The organism is Xanthomonas hortorum pv. pelargonii (genome assembly GCF_024499015.1).
Taxonomy (GTDB): domain Bacteria; phylum Pseudomonadota; class Gammaproteobacteria; order Xanthomonadales; family Xanthomonadaceae; genus Xanthomonas; species Xanthomonas hortorum_B.
Genome location: NZ_CP098604.1, coordinates 3307089 through 3329668 on the forward strand (window position 1 = coordinate 3307089; position 22580 = coordinate 3329668).

The following is a 22580-nucleotide window of genomic DNA, read 5'->3' on the forward strand; positions in this document are numbered from 1 at the left end:
CTGGTTGGCGGCGCCGCAAATGCTGTTTGGCAGTGTCGCTGCGGCTGCCGTGCCCGTTGCGGTGCAAGACAGGCGGCAGATCTGAAATGCGGTGTAAGCGAACCCGGCCGCGCTTGACTCAAGTTGATCCTCGCCTCGCCGTTACTTGGGGCGACCTACCTTGACCAGACGCTACCCGCCGATCACGCCATGACCGTCCTGTTGCCGCCCGTGCCGATGCCCGCCAACGACGCCTTGCGCGTGGAGGCCGTGCGCCGGTTGGGGGTGCTGGACACCGAGCCCGAAGCCGAATTCGACGACATCGCCTGGTTGGCCGCACACATCACCGGTGCGCCGATGGCGCTGGTGTCGTTGCTGGATGCCGACCGCCAGTGGTTCAAGGCGCGTTGCGGCACCGATCTGGAAGGCACCCCGCGCAGCGTGTCGTTCTGTTCCTACACGGTAATGGGCACCGAGTTGCTGGAGATACCCGATGCCGAGGCCGACCCACGCTTCGCGCTCAACCCGCTGGTCACCGCCGCGCCGGGCATCCGCTCGTATGTGGGCGTACCGCTGATCGGCCGCGAGGGCTATGCGTACGGCACCTTGTGCACGCTCAGCACCCGGTCGCGGGTGCTCGACGAGAACCAGAAACAGGCGCTGATCCGGCTGGCACGCCAGGCCGCCAGCCAGCTGGAAGCGCGTCGCGATCGGTTGGCTGCGCAGGCGCAGCGGCAGACCCTGAGCCGCTTGCTGGAAGCCATGCCTGATGGCGTGGTCTCCTGCGATAGCGAGGGGATGTTGCGCGAGTTCAATCATGCCGCGCGGCAATGGCACGGCACCGATCCGCGCCTGTTGCCGCCGGTGCAATGGGCGCAGCATTTCGATCTCTACGCTGCCGACGGCAGTACCTTGCTGTCTACCGAAGCCATCCCCCTGGTGCGTGCCTGGCGCGGCGAGCACGTGCGCAATGCCGAGATGGTGATCCGTGCCACCGGCCAGAGCGCGCGCAGCGTGCTGTGCAATGCCGACCCGGTGGTCAGCGATCAGGGCGCCGCGTTGGGTGCGGTGTGCGTGATGCACGACATCACCCAATTGCGCGATGCCTCGGCTGCGCTGGCGGGCGAGCGTGCGCGTTTGCAGTCGCTGGTGGACGCTTCGCAAGACGTGGCGATCATCGCCTTCGATCCGAACGGGCGCATCGAATTGTTCAATCCCGGCGCCGAGCGCCTGCTGGGTTACGCAGCGGACGAAGTGCTGGGTCGCTGCCCTGCGCAGTTCCATCTGCCGGCCGAGCTCGAACGGCACATGGCCACGCTTGCGTTGTCGCCGCCGTCGTACATCAAGCTGGCCGCCGCTGCCGCAGGCGATGTACTCGAAGAAGAAATCTGGACCCTGGTACGCAAGGACGGCGGGCTACGGCGGGTGCGTCTATGCTTCAACATCATCCATGACGCGCAGCAAGGGCTGGCCGGCTATTTGGCGATGGCCATCGACGTCACCGCCGAGCTGCAGGCACAGGCGGCCGCGCAGCTGGCGGCCGAGCACTTCAGCGGTGCGTTCGAGACCGCCCCGCAAGGCATGGCGATCGTCTCGCTGGACGGCGCATGGCGCGACGTCAACCCATCGCTGTGCAGCATCCTGGGGTATCCGCGCGAGCAGTTGCTGCGCACCACCTTCCAGACCATCACCCATCCCGACGATCTGGATATGGATCTGCGTCTGGTGCAGGAACTGATCGAAGGCAAACGCGACAGTTACAGCATGGCCAAGCGCTACATCAGCCAGCAGGGCGCGGTGATCTGGGCACAGTTGTCGGTGTCGCTGGTGCGCGACAGCAGCGGTGCACCAGTGCATTTCGTCTCGCAGATCCAGGACGTCACCGAACGCCATGTCGCCGCCGAACGCCTGGCCGAAAGCGAAGCGCGCCTGCGTGCGATCAGCGATGCCACACCGACGCTGGTCAGCCAGTTCGATGCCGAGCAGCGTTGCCTGTTCGCCAATGAAGCGCATCGCCACTGGCTCGGCGTGGAGCCGTCCAGCCTGGTCGGCCGCCATCTCACCCAGGTGCTGGGCGAAGATCTCAGCGCTGCCGCGCGCGCTGCACTGGCGCAGGTGATCGCCGGGCAACGCGCCAGCTTCGAACACGTGTTACGTGGCGGCGCGACACCGCGCGATGTGGAAATCACCTTGGTGCCCGCGACGCAGAGCGCATCGACGCAGGCGCAAGGGTTCTTCCTGATGGCGCACGACGTCACCGCGCACAAGTCATTGCATCGGCTGATGCACGAACGCGCCACCCGCGATGCCTTGACCGGCCTACCGAATCGCCACGCCTGGTCCGAAGCGCTGCAGATCGCCGTGACCCAGGCGCAGCAACAACAGCGCGCGGTCGCCGTGATGTTCCTGGACCTGGACGGCTTCAAACGCATCAACGACGTGCACGGTCACCGCGCCGGCGACGCGGTACTGGTGGCCTTCGGCCGCTGCCTGCAGCAAGCGGCCGGCAGCCGTTATCTGGTGGCGCGCCTGGCCGGCGACGAATTCGTGGTGCTACTGGACGACCTGCAAGACCCGCAGACCGAATGCGCGGCAGTGGCAGAACGGATTCGCGCCGCTGCCGCAGCGGGCGCCGTGTTCGGCGAACAACACCTGCCGATCCACTCCAGCATCGGCGTCGCCCGGCAACACGGCCAAAACGCCGACGCGGCCAGCCTGATGCACGCGGCAGACGAAGCGATGTACGCCGCAAAACGCGCCCGCTGCGGCAACGACACACCTACTGCCGGGCGCGATGCCGCGCGGTAGTCAAGCGCGCCGCTCCCTTCTCCCGCCGGGAGAAGGTGCCCACAGGGCGGATGAGGGTACGGCCTACCCATAAAACCGCGCCAATCAGGAGCACTCCCTTCTCCCACCGGGAGAAGGTGCCCAAAGGGCGGATGAGGGTACGGCTTACCCATTAAATTGGATTAATCAGAAGTGCGCATTGCACTTATTGGTTTTTTCAGTGGCGATGCAACGGTATCGATAAGTGTTCACTACCTGCGATGTTGAGGCCCACTATCTCTGTCGTCTGGAGAGGTGACGAAAGGGTATGGATGCGTCGATTGCAGAGCGGACGATCTGTGGCCTGGCTGCAGGGCCCTTGCCCGCCCACCATCGCGGGACACGCCGCAAGTACGTCCGTGTAGGCTCTTACGCGGCATCCATGCCGCGTAAGGTCCCGCGACGGTGGGCGGGCAAGGACCAGTGGGGATGGTCGGTGTGCGTGGTTTTCAACAAAGCAACGACCAACTCTCTGGTGCGGTGTCCTCGCCGCTTGCGGGACCGTGTGGCGGCATGGATGCCGCCACCGAGCCCCCAGGGATGGGTTCACGGCGTGTCCCGCGAGCGGTGAGGGCACCGCGCCCTCGACTCACCTAGCTTTGATTGTTGATCCGTCGCTTGGCTGCAAGGACCAGTCGATTTGGTCGGTGTGCATGGTTTTCAACAAAACAACCAGGCAACTGTCTGGTGCGGTGTCCTCGCCGACCCAGGCATGCGCATTAGTGGCGCGCATGCCGTGCCTTCTCGCCCCGCAGGGCGAGGGGCTATGCATCCATCAATCAAGCCGCCTGCACGACCGAACGCCTTTGCAGTGCAGCTTGCTCCGGCACCAACCGGAACACCGCCACCGCGCGCGTCAGATCCGCGGCCTGATCTTCCATGCTGCGTGCGGCCGCCGTGGCTTCTTCCACCAGCGCGGCGTTCTGCTGGGTCATTTCATCCAGCTGCATCACCGTGGCGCTGACCTGCTCGATGCCCGCACTTTGCTCGGTGCTGGCGGCGGTGATCTCGGCCATGATGTCGGTCACGCGCTTCACCGAGCTGACCACCTCGGTCATGGTGCTGCCGGCCTGTTGCACCAGGTTCGAGCCTTGTGCGACTTTTTCCACCGAGTCGGAAATCAGCTGTTTGATCTCCTTGGCGGCACCGGCCGAGCGCTGCGCCAGGGCGCGCACTTCGGTGGCCACCACCGCAAAGCCGCGGCCTTGTTCGCCGGCGCGTGCGGCTTCCACCGCCGCGTTCAAGGCCAGGATATTGGTCTGGAACGCGATGCCGTCGATGACGCCGATGATGTCGGAAATACGCGCCGACGATTGCGTGATTGCCTGCATGGTGCTGACCACTTCCTGCACCACGCGGCCGCCACTTTCGGCGACATAGCCGGTGCCCTTGACCAACTGGTTGGCCTGACGCGCGTTGTCGGCATTCTGGCGCACGGTGGAGGTCAGTTCTTCCATCGATGCTGCGGTTTCTTCCAGATTCGCCGCCTGATGCTCGGTGCGCGTGGACAGGTCGGCATTGCCGCTGGCGATTTCGCCGGCCGCCGTGTTGATCATCTCGGCCGAATGCTGGATGCCCTGCACGATGCTGGTCAGCTGGATCGCGGTGCGGTTGGCCGCATTGGCCAGCCGGCCGAACGCACCTTCGTAATGCGACTCCACCCGCTGCGACAGATCGCCATCGGCAATGGCGGCCATGATGCGGCCCACATCGTCCAGACCTGCATCGGCCTGCTGCATCAGGCGGTTCAACGCCTGCACCATTTCCGCAAACGCGAACTGGTAGCGCGATTGCTCGCCACGTGCAGAGAAATCGCCGCGCGCAGCGGCATCGGCCAGGCGCGCGATGTCGCTGTTGATCGCCGACAGATTGCCTTTCACCGTGTCCAGGGCTTCATGCAATGCCGCGCGCTGGCCGGGCAGGCGGCGCATGTCGCGGCGCAGATCGCCACGGCCGTAGTCGCTCATCACATCCATCGCTTCGTTGATGGCATCCAGGTGTTCGAACACCACCGTGTTCACGCCATGCGCCAGCGTGCCGTAATCGCCGGGGAAATCTTCCGGGATGCGGTGCGCGATGTTCTCGCCCTGCTGCAAACGGATCATGGTCTGCATCTCGCCGTTGAAGCGCTGCAGCTGGTTCTGCATCTGCTGCATGCTGTGCATCAGCTGGCCAGTTTCGTCGCGCGATTCGACCCGAATGTCGTTATCGAAGCGGCCGGAGGCGATCGCCTCTGCGGTGCGCGACGCGGCACGCAGCGGCGCGGCCATGGCCGAGGCGATCAACCAGCACAGGCCGATCACCATCGCCACCAACGCGCCGCCGATCAACGTCAAGGTGCGCGTGAAGCCCCAGGCCTGCACCTGGATGTCCTCGGCGTACACACCCATCACCAAGACCCAGTTCCAGGCCGGAAAGGTCTTGGCATAGCTGATCTTGGGCAGCTGTTCTTTTTTACCCGGCTTGGGTGCGTTGTAATAGCTGAAGCCATCGCCACGCTCGATCGCGGTCTTGATGTCGCGATACACGTACTGCCCGGCATCGCTCTTGTAATCGCTCATGTCGGTGCCGACGGCGCGCTTGGGATGCATCAGGATGCGCATCTGCGGATCGACGATGAAAAAGTAATCCACGCCATCGTTGGTGCGCATGTCGGCAAGCGTTGTACTTGCCGCTGCCTTGGCCTGTTCGACCGTCAACTCGCCGGCTTTGACCTTGTCGGCATAGTGCTGCATCACGGTGAGACCCATCTCGACCTCGGTCTTGACGCTGAGCTTGCGCGCCTCCACCAGATCCAGATATTGCAGGCGCGCCGCAGCCACCGCGAGCAGGATCACACCGACGGTCAGTAGCGCGCAGAGCAGGACGAACTTGCGGGTGAGTGGGAGATTGGCAACGTGACGACGCAATAGCGACACAACAGGCATGGCAACGACATCCAAAACGCGCGCAGGGCGCTATGGCATGGATATCGGCTGATTCACATCCGGGTTGAATGCTGATTGCGGCCGCGTCTGCTTGAGCGGCGCAGGTCATGCACCAATGCGATAGCTGCCGATACAACGTGGAGCGCCCTCGGGCGCGATGAAGCGTTATCGATAACGCCTCATCGCGCCCGAGGGCGCTCCTACAAGAACATGCAGGTGACGGGCATCGATCCATCGCTCGATGCATGACGCCGCGTCCTTACATTGCAAGCTGCCCGCAGCGTGTAGCGCAACGGCGGACACGCGCTGCGTGCCCGCCTCACCGCACTCAGCTGGCCGCGCAGAAACCGAATTCAGCGGTTGCGCCCGCTGCCAGGGTGCGATTGAAGTCCACGCCGCTGGCCTTGAGCGTGCTGCCGCTCTGCGACCAGGTGACATTCCAGGCATTGTTGACGGTGCCGCTGACCGGCAGCGAGATCGACCAGGTGCCGCTACCGGTGCCGGTGTTGGTGACTTGCACGCGATTGCAGGAGCCGCCGCTCCAGCTGCTGTCCACGATCACCTTGGTGCTGAAGCTGCCAGTGGGAGTCGGTGTCGGAGTAGGCGTCGGGGTTGGTTGGCGTGGGAGTCGGTGTAGGAGTCGGTGTCGGCGTCGGCGTAGTGCTGCTCACCGTGCCCCACAACGTCCGCAACAAGGTCATCTTGTCTTCGCGCACGCTGGTCCAGTCGTCGCGCAGGATGCCGCCGGTGTCGCCGCTGTTGGGATTCCACGACCAGTAGAAACCTTCGTTGATGCCCTTGCTGCGCAGGTACTTCACCAATGCGTCCTGCCACACCTTGTCGCGCGCATCGCCTTCGCCGTACTTGCCGCCGAACTCGCCCAGCAGCAATGCATGGGTGCCGGCGAACTGGCCGAAGTGACGCTCCCAGATCGCGGGCATGTTGTTGGGGAAGTTGCTGTCGTTGAAGTACGACTGCACGAACACGTCCGGCCCGTACACATGCGGTGCAAGCAACAGGCGGTTGGCTGGAATATTCAACGGCGTGCAAGCCAGCGGCTGCAGATTGCCGCCCCAGAAGATGCCGCCATTGGTCGAGCACACCGGATTGTCGGTGATGCCTTCCACCGCAATGATCCACTTGGGCGCCACGGCCAGCACCGCGGCCGAACCGCGCTCGGCGGCCTTGTTCCAATCGGTGGCCGCGTTGCCGGTGCCCCAGGTGGCGGCGCCGTGCGGTTCGTTCTTCAGATCCACACCGATCACTCTGGGCACGTTCTTGTAGCGGTTGGCCACAAAGCGCAGGTCGTCCAGCCATTGCGCTTCGGAATAGGAACTGGTGTACCAGAGCTCGGAAATGGCGCCGCAATCGGGCGTGTGATGATCCAGCAGCACGTAGATGCCGCGGGCGTTGAATTCGTTGATCACCTTGTCGAGGATCTGCAGCGAGGTCAGGCCCTGCAGATCGGGATTACGGCCATAGTCGATACTGCTGGGCATGGTGGTGGCACGCAGCGTGGCCGGGCAGAACGGCAGGCGCACGGCGTTGAAGCCCAGGCCCTGTATCTGGATGATCATGTCCTTCCAGTTGCGCGCCCACAGACCATGGATGACATGGTTGCCGGTCTCGAAACCGAACACGTTGACGCCCTTGAGCTGGACCACCTTGCCTTTGTCGTCGACAACCTTGTTGTTGCTGATGGAATAGCTGAAGGCCGGTGCGGCGGCCAGCGCCAACGCCGTAGCCAGTGCGAGCGTGCTTGCAGTCCTGAAAATGGACATGGTGATCTCCCTGGGAAACCGACCCGACACCCGGGTGCGGTGAGGGTGGCATCTTGGTCCGCGGCCGTTTTATGTGGCGTGACCCTAGCCACAGAAAAGCGCATTGCCGCACCGATCACGCGCAGGGGGTCGCTTTCCCGCACACTATTGCCGCTGCGCAGTGTCCGCAGGCTGTCCTTTCTGTCCCCGGAGTGTCTTCCCAATGTCCTTCTTGCGTGCCGAACTGGCGCAATGGCGCGCCTCACCCTCGCGCGAACTGATGGCCGGTGCGGTCGCAACATTTGCCCTGATTCCCGAAGTGATCGCATTCGCGTTCGTGGCCGGCGTGGATCCGCAGGTGGGGTTGTTTGCGTCCTTCGTCATTGGAATCGTGATTGCGTTTTGCGGTGGACGCCCGGCGATGATTTCTGCTGCGGCCGGCTCGGTGGCGCTGGTGGCCGCACCGCTGGTGGCCACGCACGGGTTGCCGTATCTGCTGGCGGCCGGGCTGCTCGCCGGTGCGGTGCAGATCCTGTTCGGCTTGCTGCGGCTGGGCGTGCTGATGCGCTTTGTCAGCAGCTCGGTGCGCACCGGTTTCGTCAATGCGTTGGCGGTGCTGATCTTCGCCGCGCAGCTGCCGCATCTGCATGGCGCCAATCTGACTACCTGGGTGATGTTGGGCGTGGGCCTGGCGATCATCTACGGCCTGCCGCGGCTGCGCCTGCCGGGTGTCTCGGCGATTCCCTCGCCGTTGCTGTGCATCCTGCTGCTGACGGTTGCAAGCACGGCCTTGCATCTGCCGCTGAAGACCGTGGCCGATCTAGGCAAGCTGCCGAACGCACTGCCGTTCCTGCAATGGCCGTCGGTGTCCTTGACGCTGGAAACCTTGCGCATCATCGCCTTGCCGGCGCTGGCCATCGCGATGGTAGGCCTGCTCGAATCGCTGATGACCGCGCGCGTAGTCGACGAACTCACCGACACACCCAGCGACAAGAACCGCGAATGCACCGGGCTGGGCATCGCCAATGCGGCCGCCAGCCTGTTCGGCGGCATTGCCGGCTGCGGCATGATCGGGCAGACCGTGGGCAACGTGAAATACGGCGGGCGTGGGCGATTGTCGACGTTGTTTGCCGGCGTGTTTCTGCTGATCCTGATGGTGGCGCTCAAGCCGTGGGTCTCGCAGGTGCCAGTGGTGGCATTGGTGGCGATCATGGTGATGGTCTCGGCCGAGACCTTCGATTGGCGCTCGCTGCGCACCGTGGTGACCCATCCGCGCACCTCCAGCGTGGTGATGCTGGCCACCGTGGCGGTGACCCTGCTCACCCACAACCTTGCTGCGGGTGTGGCGGTGGGTGTGGTGTTGAGCGGGGTGTTCTTCACTTTCAAGGTGGCCGGGCTGCTGCAGATCGGCCACAGCGACGACAATGGCGTGCGCACCTACAGCGTGCGCGGGCAGGTGTTCTTCGCCTCGGCCGACGTGTTCATCGATGCCTTCGATGCACGCCAGGTCCCGGGCCGCACGGTGCTGATCGACGTAAGCCGCGCGCATTTCTGGGATATCACCGCGGTGGCGGCGCTGGACAAGGTGGTGCAGCGGCTGCGTCACCATGGCCTGGAGGTGCAGGTCACAGGCTTGAACGCCAGCAGCCGGCGGCTGATGCAGGCGCACGCACTGGGCGAAGACGCGCTGGAATCTTCGCTGCCCTGAGCACGGCAGGGCGGGTGGGCGCATTCGGCCTAGCCGCACATAGCCGACACGCAGGCGGCCGGCACGCACACAGCCCCCGGGCTGGCTGGCCGCACGCTGAGCGTGTCCGGGTGGCGGCCTCAAGTTCGCCTGAATAGCGCCGATGAACCGACATCAAAGATTGCCGGTGATCGTCGTGATGCCAGTGCGTTCCAGCCCGAGATGTCTGCCTGCGTGCCGCCAGCGGTGCTACGGGCCCGCGTCCGTGCACGGGATGGCGCGGCGATGACCAACGAACCGCTGCTGGAACGGATGGTGGACCTGACCGCCATTCGCGATGCCGATCTGCTCGATCTGAGCCTGCTACGCACCGTGCGCGAGGTCTGTGCAGCTGAAGAACTCTCACCGCTGCGCATCGCTCCGGACGGCCGCACCATGGCCGAAACCCGGCTGCGCGAGGACGGCCGGCTGTCGTTGACGGTGGCCGAGATCCGCGACGCGCAGCTGCGTGCGCAGCTTGCCGACGCACGCGGGGCGGGCGATGTGGTGCAGCTGGAGGAAGACGGCCGTGCACTGCTGGTCTACCCGATGATGGAAGCGCGCGGCATCCGCACGTGCCTGCGGGTGGGTGGTTCGCGCGTTCCCGGCATCGCCGAGCAGGCGATGCTGCAGGGCTTTGCGCGCTTCTTCCAGAATTACCGCAGCCTGCTCGACGATGCCCAGCGCGATGCGCTGACCGGGCTGCGTAACCGCAAGACCTTCGACGATGTGATCCTGCGGCTGTTCGCAGGCGGTGCGGCAGACGCGTTGGCAGGCGAGAGCGTGTGGCTGGGGATCGTGGATATCGATCACTTCAAGCGCGTCAACGACAGCTTCGGCCATCTGTACGGTGACGAGGTGTTGCTGCTGGTCGCCCAGCTGATGCAGCGCGCGTTCCGTCAGGACGACCTGCTGTTCCGCTTCGGCGGCGAGGAGTTCGTGATCGTGCTGCGCGGGGTGGATCGCGATACGGCGGTGAGCCTGTTCGAGCGCTTCCGGCTGGCAGTGGCCGAGTACGCCTTCCCGCAAGTGGGCAAGGTCACGCTCAGCACCGGCATCGTTCAATTGACCGATGGCCGCTTGATCAGCCAGATGATGGACGAAGCCGACAAGGCGCTGTACTGGGCCAAGCAGCACGGCCGCAACCGCGCCGAGGTCTACGCCGAGTTGGTCGCCAGCGGGCAGATGCAGCATCTCACCCAGCAGGTGGGCAGCGTCGATCTGTTCTGAGTGGCGTCGTCCATGGATGGCAACGCAGTACCGCGTTGGGTGATGCAGCTGCACTGCCAATGCACACACCCGGTCAAACGCCGCAGTGGCTACACTCCAGGGCTGTCTGGACAACACCTCGGTGCTGCAGTGAAGCGAGCTGTGATGAAGCAAGTTGTGACGAAGCGAGCCGTGATCGAGCGACTTGCGATGGGAATGCTGGCCATGGCGGTCTCGACTGCAGTCATGGCAGCGACCCCCACCTTCGATGGCACGCGCATCTCGCGCGACGTCAAGGAACTGGCCTCCGACGCCTACGAAGGCCGCGGCCCGGCCACCGCCGGCGAAGAAAAAACCATTGCCTACTGGAGCAAGCAGTTCGCTGCCGCCGGTCTGCAGCCGGGCGGTGATCTCACCGATGGCAAGCGCGCATGGACCCAGGCGGTGCCGCTACGCCGCGCCGATATCGTCGGTACACCGACCATCGCTTTGCAGAATGCCGGCAAGCCGCAAACCCTGACCCAGGGCAAGCAGATCGCCATCCGTGCTGCGCTGGATGGGTCATCCACCGTCGACATCGCCAACGCACCGCTGGTGTTCGTCGGCTACGGGGTCAAGGCGCCGGAGCGCGACTGGGACGACTTCAAGGGCGTGCATCTGAAGGGCAAGATCGCAGTGGTGCTGATCAACGACCCGGATTTCGAAACCGGCAAGGGCGCCTTCGACGGTGCCGGCATGACCTACTACGGCCGCTGGACCTACAAGTACGAAGAAGGCGCGCGTCAGGGCGCGCTCGGTGTGCTGGTGGTGCACGAAACCGCGCCGGCCTCTTACGGCTGGGACACGGTGGCCAGCTCCAACACCAACACCATGTTCGATGTAGTGCGCGACAACCCGCGCGCCGCCCATCCCACCCTGGAAGGCTGGATCCAGCGCGATCTGGCCAGCGAGTTGTTCAAGCATGCCGGGCTGGATTTCGACACCTTGAAGAAGCAGGCGCAGACGCGCGGCTTCAAGCCGGTCGAGCTCAAGGGCCAGGGCCTGAGCGCCAGCTATCAGGTCAAGTCCGACGTGATCACCTCGCACAACGTGGTCGCGCGCCTGGAAGGCAGCAAACGCCCCGACGAGACGCTGATCTACAGCGCGCATTGGGACCACATCGGCGTGGGCAAGCCGGACGCACGCGGCGACACCATCTTCAACGGTGCGCTGGATAACGCCAGCGGCACTGCGGCGTTGCTGGAACTGGCACGCGGTTTTGCCGCCGGGCCCAAGCCGGAGCGCTCGGTGGTATTCCTGGCGGTGACCGCCGAAGAAAAGGGCTTGCTGGGTTCGGAGTTCTACGCCTCCAAGCCGCTGTATCCGCTGGACACCACGGTGGCGGTGATCAACATGGATGGCATGAACCCGTTCGTGCCGGCGCGCGATTTCGGCATCTACGGCACCGCCAAGCTGGAATTGCTCGACCAGCTCAAGAGCGTGGCCGGCCAGTGGAAGTTGCGCTACACGCCCGATCCCAAGCCGCAGGCGGGGTATTTCTTCCGCTCCGATCATTTCTCCTTCGCCAAGCGCGGCGTGCCGGCGCTGTCGTATGCCTCCGGGCAGGACTGGGAAGTGGGCGGCGTGGCCGCAGGCAAGGCCGCCTCCGACGATTACACCGCCAAGCGCTATCACCAGCAGGGCGACGAGTGGAAGCCGGACTGGACCTTCGCCGGTGCCGCGCGCGATCTGGGCGTGCTCTACGCGCTGGGCCAGCAGCTGGCCGATTCGCGCCAGTGGCCCAACTGGAGCAACGACTCGGAGTTCCGCGCCACCCGCGACGCCAGCGAGGCGGCACGCAAGTAAGAGGGTGTGCGACGGACAGCGTTTCAGCCAGTGACCGACTAACGTTCTGGTGAGGATGCCGAGCCCTCGACTAGCTGCGTTTCTGTCAGTCGTAGAGCGGCAGATCTTCGGCTTGGCTGCAGGGTCCTTGCCCGCCCACCATCGCGGGACACGCCGCAAGTACGTCCGTGTAGGCTCTTACGCGGCATCCATGCCGCGTAAGGTCCCGCGACGGTGGGCGGGCAAGGACCAGTGGAGATGGTCGGTGTGCATGGCTTTCAACAAAGCGACCAGCAATCTTTCTAGTGCGGTGCCCTCACCGATTGCGGGACCGTGTGGCGGCATGGATGCCGCCACCGAGCCTCCAGGGATGGATTCACGGCGTGTCCCGCGAGCGGTGAGGGCACCGCGCCCTCGACTCACCAAGCTTTTGATCGCACCTAAACGACGCAACGACTCGAAATCCTGGTTGTCTTGAAGTGATGAGCTTGCGCGGAACGCACCGTTCGTGGCCTGCATTGAAGTTGGTGCAGGACCCACATCGCTGATTCCGATACACCATGGCGCGCACGTTGTCTTCACTTCCGATCAGCGTCATCGCCGCGATCGCCAGCGTCATCACGCCGGCGATGCAACCGATTGCACTTCCTGGCACATCACTTGCAGTTGTCTTACGTGACAGCGTGGTTCGTTGCCCGTGACAGCGCGCGCGTCAGGCTGCAATCTGTTGGGGTTGTGTTCGGTCGCTGCGGCGTAGTCTGCCGCGCTGTCCTCGTCGGGTGGGGCGAAGACGACAGAAAGCGGCCTTCGCTTCCTTAACGATCGATTCTTTAGGATGAGCCGCGACGTGAAGTTGCAGCCAGGAGAGCTTGTGCATCGGAGTGGTCTTAGAGCTGCCAAACCTGCGACGTGGTCGCACACCGTCGGGCTCGCCCACGACACGGTGCGTGTGGCAACGGCATTTTACATAGCGGGGATGGATCTCCCGTTTCAGCTCGCGCTGTCGCCTTCGCGCGACGGGCAGCCTTGATGGACGGCATTGTGACTTCTTCTCCCGCACCTACCGAATTTCCCTCCATCTCCGTCCTCGACGCCGGCCAGCCCACGCTGCCGCCCGAAGCGCCGCTGGCGATGCCCGAACAAGACCTGCGCAAAGGCAGCCTGCAGGTGCCGCATCAGCGTACTGCGCCGGTCGGTATCGGCGTGCGGCGTTTCTATCTGATCGGCGGCACCTTCGCCACCACCGCCGTGGCGGTGTGGGTGATGCTCAGCGTGCTGTGGCCCGGCGGCATCAGCGTTCTGGAAGGCTGCCTGCTCGGGCTGTTCATACTGTTGTTTGCCTGGATCGCGATGTCCTTCGCCAGCGCGGTGGCCGGCTTTGTCACCGTGGTGGCGCGCGCCGGACGCAAGCTCGGCATCGACCCGGATGCACCGCTGCCGACGCTGCACACCCGCACCGCGTTGCTGATGCCCACCTACAACGAAGACCCGCGCCGGCTGCTGGCCGGCCTGCAGGCGATCTACGAATCGGTGGCCGAGACCGGCCAGCTGGAGCACTTCGACTTCTTCGTGCTCAGCGACACCACCCGCGAACACATCGGCGCTGCCGAAGAACTGGTCTACAACGAGCTGTGCGATCGCGTCGACGGGCATGGGCGCATCTTCTACCGCCGCCGTGCCGACAACGCCGCGCGCAAGGCCGGTAACGTGGCCGACTGGGTGCGTCGTTTCGGCGGCAGCTACCCGCAGATGCTGATCCTGGACGCCGATAGCGTGATGACCGGCGACACCATCGTGCGGCTGGTCGCCGGCATGGAAAACAACCCGGATGTGGGGCTGATCCAGACCCTGCCGGCGGTGGTCAACGGGCAGACCCTGTTTGCCCGCATGCAGCAGTTCGGTGGCCGCGTGTACGGGCCGATCATCGCTTTTGGCGTGGCCTGGTGGCATGGCGCCGAGAGCAATTACTGGGGCCACAACGCCATCATCCGTACCCAGGCCTTTGCCGATCACGCCGGCCTGCCGGCGCTGCGCGGGCGCAAGCCGTTCGGCGGGCATGTACTCAGTCATGATTTTGTCGAAGCGGCGCTGATGCGGCGCGGCGGCTGGGCCATGCACATGGTGCCGTACCTACAGGGCAGCTACGAAGAAGGCCCGCCCACGCTGACCGACCTGCTGATCCGCGACCGTCGCTGGTGCCAGGGCAACCTGCAGCACGCCAAGGTCGTCGGCGCTAAGGGTCTGCACTGGATCAGCCGCATGCACATGATGATCGGCATCGGGCATTACTTCACCGCGCCGATGTGGGGCATGTTGATGCTGATCGGCATCGGCATTCCGCTGGCCGGGGCCGGCATCGACCTGGCCCAGGGCCTGCCGTTCTCGCCGGCGCGCTATTGGCACGGCAGCAGCGAAGGCAACGCGATCTGGATCTTCGCCTGCACCATGTTCGTGCTGCTTGCACCCAAGCTGCTGGGCTATATCGCACTGCTGCTCAACCCGCGCGAACTGCGTGCCTGCGGCGGTGCGTTTCGCGCCATGCTGAGCATCCTGCTGGAAACCGTGTTGGCGGCCCTGATGGCGCCGGTGGTGATGTATCTGCAGTCGCGCGGCGTGTTCGAAGTGCTGGCCGGCAAGGATTCGGGTTGGGACGCACAGGTGCGCGACGACGGCAAGCTGGCATGGCCGGCGCTGCTGCGCAGCTACGGCGGGCTGACCATATTCGGCCTGTTCATGGGCTCGATGGCCTACGTGGTCTCGCCGTCGCTGGCGGCCTGGATGGCGCCGGTGATCATCGGTATGGCCTTGTCCATTCCGGTGGTGGCACTGACCTCGTTGCGCCGCACCGGCCTGGGTCTGCGCCGGGCCGGCATCTTCTGCATTCCCGAAGAACTCGACCCGCCCAAGGTGCTGGTGCGCGCGGCCGAGCTGCGCCGCGCCGCAGCGCTGGAGCCCTCGCTGATCTGAGCGCGGCACGTTGCGCGCGGCCTGCCGTGCATGCAATTCGTGCCTAGCAGGCTGCGCCAGGCACGCCCGGACCGATCGCCACGCGTGGCTTGCCCGCTGCGTGATCGGGTCGGCCGATGTCGCAGGGCATAATGCCCAGCCCGCAAGCGGAGCTGGACGATGTTGGAAGTGATCGAACGCGAGACCGGACCGAACCCGCAGTGGGCCGTGCTGTGGCTGCACGGCCTGGGTGCCGATGGCAGCGACTTCGCCCCGATGGTGCCGGAGCTGGTGCGCCCGCAGTGGCCGGCGCTGCGTTTCGTATTCCCGCACGCGCCAATCCGCCCGATCACCATCAACAACGGCGTGCGCATGCGCGGTTGGTACGACATCGTCGGCATGGATTTCGCACATCGTGCCGACAAGGCCGGCATTGCCGAATCGGTGGCGCAGATCGAGGCATTGATCGCCCATGAGCAGACCCGCGGCATCGCGCCCGAGCGCATCCTGCTGGCCGGCTTCTCGCAGGGTGGTGCAGTGACCCTGGCGGTCGGTCTGCAGCGCAGCGTTGCGCTGGCCGGGCTGATCGCCCTGTCGACCTATCTGCCCGACCCGACTGCCGCCGCCAGCCAGGTGCAGCCGGCTGCCACTCGCCAACCGGTGTTCATGGCGCATGGCAGCGCCGACCCGGTGGTGCCGTTCGGTGCCGGCGAACAGAGCGCACAGACCTTGCGCACGCTCGGCTTTGAACTGCAATGGCAGACCTACCCGATGGGCCATCAGGTCTGCCTGGAAGAGATCGAGGCGCTGCGCAACTGGATGCAGGCGCGCTTCACCGCCGCCTGAGTGCATGGCCCCGCGCGCGCCACAGATCGCCTGGATGCCGGACCTGTGCCGGCTGCCACGATTGGGCGCGATGCTGGGGCTGGCCGAACTGGTGGTGCTGGTGGTGACGCTGGTGCCCGATGCCGGCGCGGCGCGCAGCATCACGCTGTCGCGTTTCGTGTCCGCCAGCGGTCTGGCGTTGTGGTTGGCGCTGGCCGTCACCGTGCTGCTGTGCGTGCTGCGGCCCAGCCTGTCGCGGCTGCCGCCCAGGCTGGGCGGCTTGACTGCGTTATCGATCGCCGCCGTCGTGGCGATGCTCGGCGCCGGCATCGTGCACGGCCTGTATGCGGTACTCGGGCAGGCGCCGTTGGGGCCGCTGGTGGGCTTCTGGCGGTTCACCCTCGGCAGTGCCGCCACGGTGGTGCTGATCACCGCGCTGGCGCTGCGCTATTTCTATATCAGCGACCGCTGGGAAGCGCAGGTGCAGGCCAATGCGCGCGCGCAGGCCGATGCCTTGCAGGCGCGCATCCGCCCGCATTTTCTGTTCAACAGCATGAATCTGATCGCCAGCCTGTTGCGGCGCGATCCGGTGGTGGCCGAGCAGGCGGTGCTGGATCTGTCGGATCTGTTCCGCGCCGCGCTCGGTGCCGGCGAAGGCCTGTCCACCTTGCGCGCCGAATGCGAACTGGCCGAGCGCTATCTGGCGATCGAATCGCTGCGCCTGGGCGAACGCCTGCAGGTGCGCTGGCATCGCCAGGAACCCTTGCCGTGGGAATTGCCGATGCCGCGCCTGGTGCTGCAACCGCTGGTGGAAAATGCGGTATTGCACGGAATTTCGCGCCTGCCCGAGGGCGGTACGCTGTACCTGTCGTTGCGCCAGCGCGGCAACCAGTTGCAGATCCGCATCGTCAATCCGGCCCCGCAGCCGGGTACGCAGTTGCCGCTGCTTGCCGGCGCCGGGCACGCCCAGGCCAGCATCTCGCACCGGCTGGCGTTTCAGTTCGGGGCCGGGGCACGGATGGCGGCCAGCTGGGCTGAGGGCTACTATGCCTGTGAGATCACATTGCCGCTGCCGTGAGGGGAAAGTCACGGCAGCGAGGGGGAGTCCATGACGGCCACGCAAGTGCGGGTGCTGATCGCCGATGACGAGCCGCTGGCGCGCGAGCGCCTGCGCATGCTGCTGGGCGAACATCCGCACGTCGAGGTGATCGGCGAGGCCGAAAACGGCCAGCAGGTGCTGCAGCAATGCCAGCACCTGCATCCGGATCTGGTGCTCCTGGACATCGCCATGCCCGGCGTCGACGGCCTGGAAACCGCCCGCCTGCTGCGCCAAGGCCAGCAACCGCCGGCGGTGGTGTTCTGCACCGCCTACGACCAGCACGCGCTGTCGGCCTTCGACGCCGCCGCACTGGATTACCTGATGAAGCCGGTGCGCCCGGAGCGCCTGGCCGCCGCACTGGAAAAGGTGGCGACCTTTCTGGCCGGGCGCGCGCCCAGCGTTGTGCCGCCACCGCTACGCACGCATTTGTGTGCCCGTCTGCGCGGCAGCCTGCGACTGATCGCCATCGGCGACATCCGCTACCTGCAGGCCGAAGAGAAGTACGTCATCGTCCACCACACCCGTGGCGAAGACCTGATCGAAGAGTCGCTCAAATCGCTGGAAGACGAATTCGCCGACCGCCTGGTGCGCATCCACCGTAATTGCCTGGTCGCGCGCGCCGAGCTGGTGGAACTGCGCCGCAGCGGCGATGGCCAGGTGCACGCAGTGCTGCGCAATGTGCCGCAACCCCTGGAAGTGAGCCGCCGCTGCGTGGCCAGCCTGCGCGAGCAATTGCGTTAGCGCGTGTCGTTTGTGTGGGCCAGCTTGCTCAGGTAATTGCATCAACGTGTGCCATGCCGCTTGGGATGAGAGGTGTTGGCCGTCAGCGGCGCGGGTACCGCGTGGGGCCTGCTTGCGCTCCGGATAGGCGTTACGCGTCCGGTCCGGGATAATGGTCCGATGACCACGCTCCGCATCGCCACCCGCAAGAGCCCGCTCGCCCTTTGGCAGAGCGAACACGTCGCCACCGCGCTGCGCCAGCACCATCCCGGGCTGGAGGTCGTGCTGGTGCCGATGAGCACCCGTGGCGACGAAGTGCTGGACCGCTCGCTGGCTGCGATCGGCGGCAAGGGCCTGTTCCTGAAGGAGCTGGAGCTGGCGATGCTGCGCGGCGAGGCCGATTGCGCGGTGCATTCGCTCAAGGACGTACCAATGGAACTGGACGCGCCGTTCGTGCTGCCGGCGATCATGGAGCGTGGCGATGCGGCCGATGCGCTGGTGTCCAACCTTTACGCCACCGTGCAGGCGCTGCCGCTGGGCGCACGTGTGGGCACCTCTTCGCTGCGGCGCCAGGCGCAGTTGCGCGCCGCGCGCCCGGATCTGGAACTGATCGACCTGCGCGGCAACGTCAACACCCGCCTGGCCAAACTCGATAACGGCGGTTACGACGCCATCGTGCTGGCCTGCGCCGGTTTGCAGCGGCTCGGGTTCGATGCACGCATCACCGCGCGACTGGACGTGCCGGAGTGGTTGCCGGCACCTGCCCAGGGCGCAGTGGCGGTGGAATGCCGTGGCGACGATGCGCACATCCACGGCCTGCTGGCGGTGCTGGATGCCGGCCGCACCCGCGCCTGCGTGGAAGCCGAGCGGGCGATGAATCGTGCGTTGCATGGCAGTTGCCATGTGCCGGTGGCCGCGTTCGCGCGCTGGGAAGGCGACGGGCTATTTCTGCAGGGCATGGTCGGCAGCGCCAGCGACGGACGCCTGATCCACGCCGAGGCGCACGGCAGCGCCGAGGACACCGAAGCACTCGGCCGCCTGGTCGCGCAAGGCCTGTTCGACAAGGGCGCCGCGCAGTTGTTGGCGGAGCTCTAACGCGGCCGGCGACCCGCGCCGCAAGCGTTGACCTGTAACGCGGCCTGCATCGACTCCGGCGCAGGCTCCAACGTTGCCACCACGCACGCAATGCCCGCTCTCACGCAATGCCTGCTCCTCGTAGGAGCGGCCTTGGCCGCGAGAGGCTTTACCGGTAAAACCCTCGCGGCCAAGGCCGCTCCTACCTTCGCGGTCGCTTACTTGAACGTGTAGACCAGGTTGACTGTGGTCAGCGTGTCGGTCTTCTTGTCGCCTTCGCTGACCTCGCTGTTGTGGCGCATCTGCCACGCGGCCTTGAGCGCAAAGTGCGAGTTCATGCTGACCTGCACGCCGAAATCGTTCTGCGCATAGGTGTTGTATTCGCCCGATTCCACCAGCAGCGTGTTGATCAGGTCGGTGTTGTCGGTGACGGTGTATTTGAGGTCGAACAGGCCGCGCCCGATCAGGCCGGTCTCGTTGCGATCTTCGTCGCTGTTGTGCGCGCGCCGGATACCCGGGCCCACCTGTGCATCAAGATAGAAACGGTCGGCGTTGATCAGCCGCGTGCCGTAACCGATACCGAAGGTGGCTAGGCGATCGTAGGTGGCGAAGTCGTCGTGTTCGTAACGGCCGGTGGCGGTGAGCTGGCGGTGTTCGCCCAGCTGCAACGCACTGCCCACGCTGCCGGTGTAGCGCTCGGCGGTGGTCTGGCGCTCGCGTTCGGTGCTGCCGTCGTCGTTGGTATTAGTGTATTCCGAGCTGGAACGCAGCGCGGTGGCATCCAGGCTGTGGATCCAGTCGCCATCGGTATAGCGCAAGCGGACCCGGCCATTGAGGCTGTCGGTGGTGCTGTTGCCGTGGGCGGCGGCGTAGCCGAGCTCGCCACTGCTCCCGCTCCACGGCGACGGCATCACAGCGGCAGCGGGGTCCACCGGCGCCGGTGCAACTGCCTGGGCCCAGACGGTAGGCGTGATCAACAACAGCGGCAGCAGGGCAGACAACGGGGCACGGCGGGGCATGGGCGGCTCGCTTTGGAAGGCAGGGGCGAAAGAGGTGGAAGCGATTTCATGATAACGGACTGGGCGGCTGCGTCATGACTAGGTGAACGCCGCGCTTCATTGGCGGTTCGGTCGCTGGCCGCCGAGACCGTGGATAGAAACCGTCTTTGTTGTGCCGCTGCCATCAGCGGGAAACCATTTCAAGGGCTCATCGCCGTCAGCAGGCCATCGGCGGTATCACGCGATCGAATGCATTCGGCGAATGGCTGGCATCGCACCCATGACCGTCAGCACGGACGCGGCAGCGTCCGCCCGGCCAGGGCCAGGCGGACGCATCGCAAGGGTGAGCCGGTAGCCACGCGCAGGTGGCGCCTCGCCGTTGCAGCTTTTGATCCGTCGTGCTGCGATTTCGCGCAGTCTGCCAATCGACGCTCACCCTGCCGCGCAAAGACTCGGACATAATCCACGCATGGACCGCTACGAACGCATCAACTCCCTGCATCGCTTGCTCAAGTCGGCGCGCTACCCGGTGACGGTGGCGCGGCTGCAGGATGAGCTGAGCTGTTCCCGCGCAACCGTGTATCGCGATCTGGCCTTTCTGCGCGATGCGCTGATGGCGCCGGTGGAAGGCGATGGCGAATCCGGCTTTCGTTATCTGTCCGGTGAAAGCGACCGCTTCGAGTTGCCCGGCCTGTGGTTGAGCTCGGAAGAGCTGCACGCGCTGCTGGCCTCGCAGCAATTGCTCGCGCGCACCGGCGGCGGGGTGCTGTCGTCGATGCTGGCGCCGCTGCAGCAACGCATCGAGGGGTTGCTGGCTGCCCAGGCCGGCGTCTCGCAATGGCCGGTGGATCGGGTACGGGTGATTCCGCACCGCGGGCGCAAGCTGGACGAAGCGAGCTTCCGCACCGTGGCCTCGGGCGTGCTGGAGCGCAAGCAGCTCAGCTTCGACTACCGCGCACGCTCCACCGACGAATCCACCAAGCGCATCGTCTCCCCACAGCGCATCACCCATTACCGCGACAACTGGTATCTGGACGCCTGGGATCACGGCCGCGACGGCGTGCGCAGTTTTGCGGTGGACCGCATCAATCACGCGCGCCTGCTCGAAACCGTGCCGCGCGATGTGCCCGACAGCGAGCTGGACGAGCAGTTGGCGGCCAGCTACGGCATTTTTTCGGGCGCGCCCAAGGGCTGGGCGACGATCGCCTTCAGTGCCAAGGCCGCGCGCTGGGTCGCCGACGAGCACTGGCATTCCAAGCAGCAGGGGCGCTTTCTGCCCGACGGCCGTTACGAGCTCAAAGTGCCGTACAGCAACTCACGCGAACTGCTGATGGACGTGCTGCATTACGGCTCGGATGCGGAAATCGTCGAGCCGGTGTCGCTGCGCGAACAGGCCAAGGCGCTGCTGTCGCTGGCGCTGAGCAACTACGACTGAGCGTGACGCGCAATACGTAACGGGCACTCGTCAAGCGGCTGCGGACGGCTTGCAGAAGCCGCCGCTCCACGCGTGGCCTCAGCGCTTGTTGGGCACTTCAAAGCCCAAACGATCCACCTGCTCGCGCAGCTGCGGCACGCGTTTGAGCTTGTCGGTGTAGATCGAATAATCGTCGCGCATCTTGTCGACCAGCTTGCGGTACTGGTCGCGACTCATGTCCGGCTTGCGCGCGAAGATCCAGGCCAGGTCGCGGCCGGGGTAGGAGATCAGCATCCAGGAACCGTCCGGTGCGATTTCCAGGATGCGCTGCTTGGCCGGGATGACCTTGTAGAACCACACCCGCCAGTCGCGGTTGCCGCTCTCTGCGTCTACCGAGGCGCGTGCACTGACTTCTTTTTCCGGCTCGCCGAAACCGTCGCGATACAGATAGCGCACCGCCACCTTGCCGTCTTCGACCAGGGTGTACTCGTCGCGGCTGGTGACATGACCGCGTTCCACCGGGTTGGGCATGCGCGCAATCACATACCAGGTGCCCATGATCTTGGACAGATCGACCGCTGGTTCGTCGGTTGGTGTGTCCTTGGCATGCGCCACGGGCAGGCCGAGGACGAGCAGGAAAGCGAGGGCGATCGAAACGGTCAGGCGCATCGCAACATCACGAAAGGGGCGGTTGGGTCAGCACACTACCTCATGCAGGGGGCAAGTTCGCGTCAACGGTCGTGTCTGGCGTCGGTGGCTGCGTTTTGTCCGCCTGAGCGGTGGGCGCAGGTGCCTGGATTGGTGGCGGCGATCGCATCCGTATTCGCAGCGACGCGGCCAGGTCGCAGTCGGTGAGATGGGCGCAGGCAATCCTGCCGGCCTGTTGTGATCCTTACCTGCCACGGAGTGCCGCCATGTCGCATCGTCCTACCGCTCGTTCCGAACGTCCCGACCCGCGCGTGCTGCGCCCGGTCCGGCAGATTGCCCTGGCCGGGCTGGCCCTGGTGCTGGTGTGGCCGGCCGCGCGCGGCCACAGCGAGTGGATTGGCTGGCTGCCGCTGTGGCTGGTCGGCATGCCGATGCTGGCCTGGTGGAGCCTGCACCGGTTCGCGTTGCCGACCCTGCTGCGGCCCGGCACGCGACGCGCTGCGCCACGTCGGCGCGGGCCACAGGCGCAGCGCCGACGCAACGCTTCGCGAACCGCGCCACAGGTGCGCGCGGCCTGACCTTCGGCAGGGTCGGGCGGGCGGAGG

Annotated in this window: 15 protein-coding genes and 1 pseudogene; 12 read left to right on the forward strand and 4 right to left on the reverse strand. The window is 65.5% G+C overall.

Annotated features, from left to right (window positions below; all coding sequences use genetic code 11):
• Positions 1-123 precede the first annotated feature (123 nt).
• Complete coding sequence (locus NDY25_RS14480) at positions 124-2787, forward strand: PAS domain S-box protein (RefSeq protein ID WP_256627534.1); 2664 nt, start codon at positions 124-126, stop codon at positions 2785-2787.
• Between the two features lie 797 nt (positions 2788-3584).
• On the opposite strand, the gene NDY25_RS14485 is transcribed toward NDY25_RS14480, so the two are convergent.
• Together NDY25_RS14485 and NDY25_RS14490 are read right to left on the reverse strand one after the other, a co-directional pair.
• Positions 3585-5714 carry a methyl-accepting chemotaxis protein gene (locus NDY25_RS14485; protein ID WP_256627998.1) on the reverse strand — a complete coding sequence of 710 codons (2130 nt, stop codon included), beginning with the start codon at positions 5712-5714 and terminating at the stop codon, positions 3585-3587.
• A 346-nt stretch (positions 5715-6060) separates the two neighbouring features.
• Positions 6061-7513: pseudogene (locus NDY25_RS14490) on the reverse strand (cellulase family glycosylhydrolase).
• Between the two features lie 202 nt (positions 7514-7715).
• Here NDY25_RS14490 and NDY25_RS14495 point away from each other — a divergent pair.
• The 9 genes from NDY25_RS14495 (at position 7716) to hemC (ending at position 18936) form a co-directional block, all read left to right on the forward strand.
• Positions 7716-9200, forward strand: coding sequence for a SulP family inorganic anion transporter (locus NDY25_RS14495; RefSeq protein ID WP_168958684.1), 1485 nt, complete (start codon positions 7716-7718; stop codon positions 9198-9200).
• Between the two features lie 264 nt (positions 9201-9464).
• Positions 9465-10448 (forward strand): GGDEF domain-containing protein, encoded by a 984-nt coding sequence (locus tag NDY25_RS14500; protein ID WP_256627535.1) that lies wholly within the window; start codon positions 9465-9467, stop codon positions 10446-10448.
• A 174-nt stretch (positions 10449-10622) separates the two neighbouring features.
• Positions 10623-12272 (forward strand): M28 family metallopeptidase, encoded by a 1650-nt coding sequence (locus NDY25_RS14505; RefSeq protein WP_256627999.1) that lies wholly within the window; start codon positions 10623-10625, stop codon positions 12270-12272.
• A 539-nt stretch (positions 12273-12811) separates the two neighbouring features.
• On the forward strand, positions 12812-12952 hold the full coding sequence (locus NDY25_RS14510; protein ID WP_256627536.1) for a hypothetical protein: 141 nt from the start codon (positions 12812-12814) through the stop codon (positions 12950-12952).
• Between the two features lie 328 nt (positions 12953-13280).
• A complete protein-coding gene (gene mdoH / locus NDY25_RS14515) occupies positions 13281-15218 on the forward strand; it encodes a glucans biosynthesis glucosyltransferase MdoH (protein ID WP_168958682.1) in 1938 nt (645 codons plus the stop codon).
• Positions 15219-15377: 159 nt separating this feature from the next.
• Entirely contained in the window at positions 15378-16043 is a 666-nt protein-coding gene (locus tag NDY25_RS14520) for an alpha/beta hydrolase (protein ID WP_168958681.1), read from the forward strand.
• A gap of 4 nt (positions 16044-16047) precedes the next feature.
• A complete protein-coding gene (locus tag NDY25_RS14525; RefSeq protein WP_168958680.1) occupies positions 16048-17100 on the forward strand; it encodes a sensor histidine kinase in 1053 nt (350 codons plus the stop codon).
• Positions 17101-17130: 30 nt separating this feature from the next.
• Positions 17131-17862, forward strand: a complete 732-nt coding sequence (locus NDY25_RS14530) for a LytR/AlgR family response regulator transcription factor (protein ID WP_168958679.1) — start codon at positions 17131-17133, stop codon at positions 17860-17862.
• Positions 17863-18021: 159 nt separating this feature from the next.
• On the forward strand, positions 18022-18936 hold the full coding sequence (hemC, locus tag NDY25_RS14535; RefSeq protein ID WP_074058319.1) for a hydroxymethylbilane synthase: 915 nt from the start codon (positions 18022-18024) through the stop codon (positions 18934-18936).
• Positions 18937-19133: 197 nt separating this feature from the next.
• On the opposite strand, the gene NDY25_RS14540 is transcribed toward hemC, so the two are convergent.
• Entirely contained in the window at positions 19134-19934 is an 801-nt protein-coding gene (locus tag NDY25_RS14540; RefSeq protein ID WP_006451606.1) for a DUF481 domain-containing protein, read from the reverse strand.
• A gap of 448 nt (positions 19935-20382) precedes the next feature.
• Here NDY25_RS14540 and NDY25_RS14545 point away from each other — a divergent pair, with 448 nt between their 5' ends.
• Positions 20383-21348 carry a helix-turn-helix transcriptional regulator gene (locus NDY25_RS14545; RefSeq protein WP_006451607.1) on the forward strand — a complete coding sequence of 322 codons (966 nt, stop codon included), beginning with the start codon at positions 20383-20385 and terminating at the stop codon, positions 21346-21348.
• 78 nt (positions 21349-21426) lie between these two features.
• On the opposite strand, the gene NDY25_RS14550 is transcribed toward NDY25_RS14545, so the two are convergent.
• On the reverse strand, positions 21427-21996 hold the full coding sequence (locus NDY25_RS14550) for a lipocalin family protein (protein ID WP_006451608.1): 570 nt from the start codon (positions 21994-21996) through the stop codon (positions 21427-21429).
• A 245-nt stretch (positions 21997-22241) separates the two neighbouring features.
• On the opposite strand from NDY25_RS14550, the gene NDY25_RS14555 reads away from it, so the two are divergent.
• Entirely contained in the window at positions 22242-22553 is a 312-nt protein-coding gene (locus NDY25_RS14555) for a hypothetical protein (RefSeq protein WP_168958678.1), read from the forward strand.
• The last annotated feature ends 27 nt before the right edge of the window (positions 22554-22580 follow it).

What these genes read in the sequence shown, in the direction of transcription:
- NDY25_RS14555 (WP_168958678.1), top strand. Translation starts at nt 22,242, where the DNA reads ATGTCGCATCGTCCTACCGCTCGTTCCGAACGTCCCGACCCGCGCGTG.
- NDY25_RS14500 (WP_256627535.1), top strand. Translation starts at nt 9,465, where the DNA reads ATGACCAACGAACCGCTGCTGGAACGGATGGTGGACCTGACCGCCATT.
- NDY25_RS14510 (WP_256627536.1), top strand. Translation starts at nt 12,812, where the DNA reads ATGGCGCGCACGTTGTCTTCACTTCCGATCAGCGTCATCGCCGCGATC.
- NDY25_RS14545 (WP_006451607.1), top strand. Translation starts at nt 20,383, where the DNA reads ATGGACCGCTACGAACGCATCAACTCCCTGCATCGCTTGCTCAAGTCG.
- NDY25_RS14550 (WP_006451608.1), bottom strand. Translation starts at nt 21,996, where the DNA reads ATGCGCCTGACCGTTTCGATCGCCCTCGCTTTCCTGCTCGTCCTCGGC.
- NDY25_RS14540 (WP_006451606.1), bottom strand. Translation starts at nt 19,934, where the DNA reads ATGCCCCGCCGTGCCCCGTTGTCTGCCCTGCTGCCGCTGTTGTTGATC.
- NDY25_RS14520 (WP_168958681.1), top strand. Translation starts at nt 15,378, where the DNA reads ATGTTGGAAGTGATCGAACGCGAGACCGGACCGAACCCGCAGTGGGCC.
- hemC (WP_074058319.1), top strand. Translation starts at nt 18,022, where the DNA reads ATGACCACGCTCCGCATCGCCACCCGCAAGAGCCCGCTCGCCCTTTGG.
- NDY25_RS14495 (WP_168958684.1), top strand. Translation starts at nt 7,716, where the DNA reads ATGTCCTTCTTGCGTGCCGAACTGGCGCAATGGCGCGCCTCACCCTCG.
- mdoH (WP_168958682.1), top strand. Translation starts at nt 13,281, where the DNA reads ATGGACGGCATTGTGACTTCTTCTCCCGCACCTACCGAATTTCCCTCC.
- NDY25_RS14525 (WP_168958680.1), top strand. Translation starts at nt 16,048, where the DNA reads ATGGCCCCGCGCGCGCCACAGATCGCCTGGATGCCGGACCTGTGCCGG.
- NDY25_RS14530 (WP_168958679.1), top strand. Translation starts at nt 17,131, where the DNA reads ATGACGGCCACGCAAGTGCGGGTGCTGATCGCCGATGACGAGCCGCTG.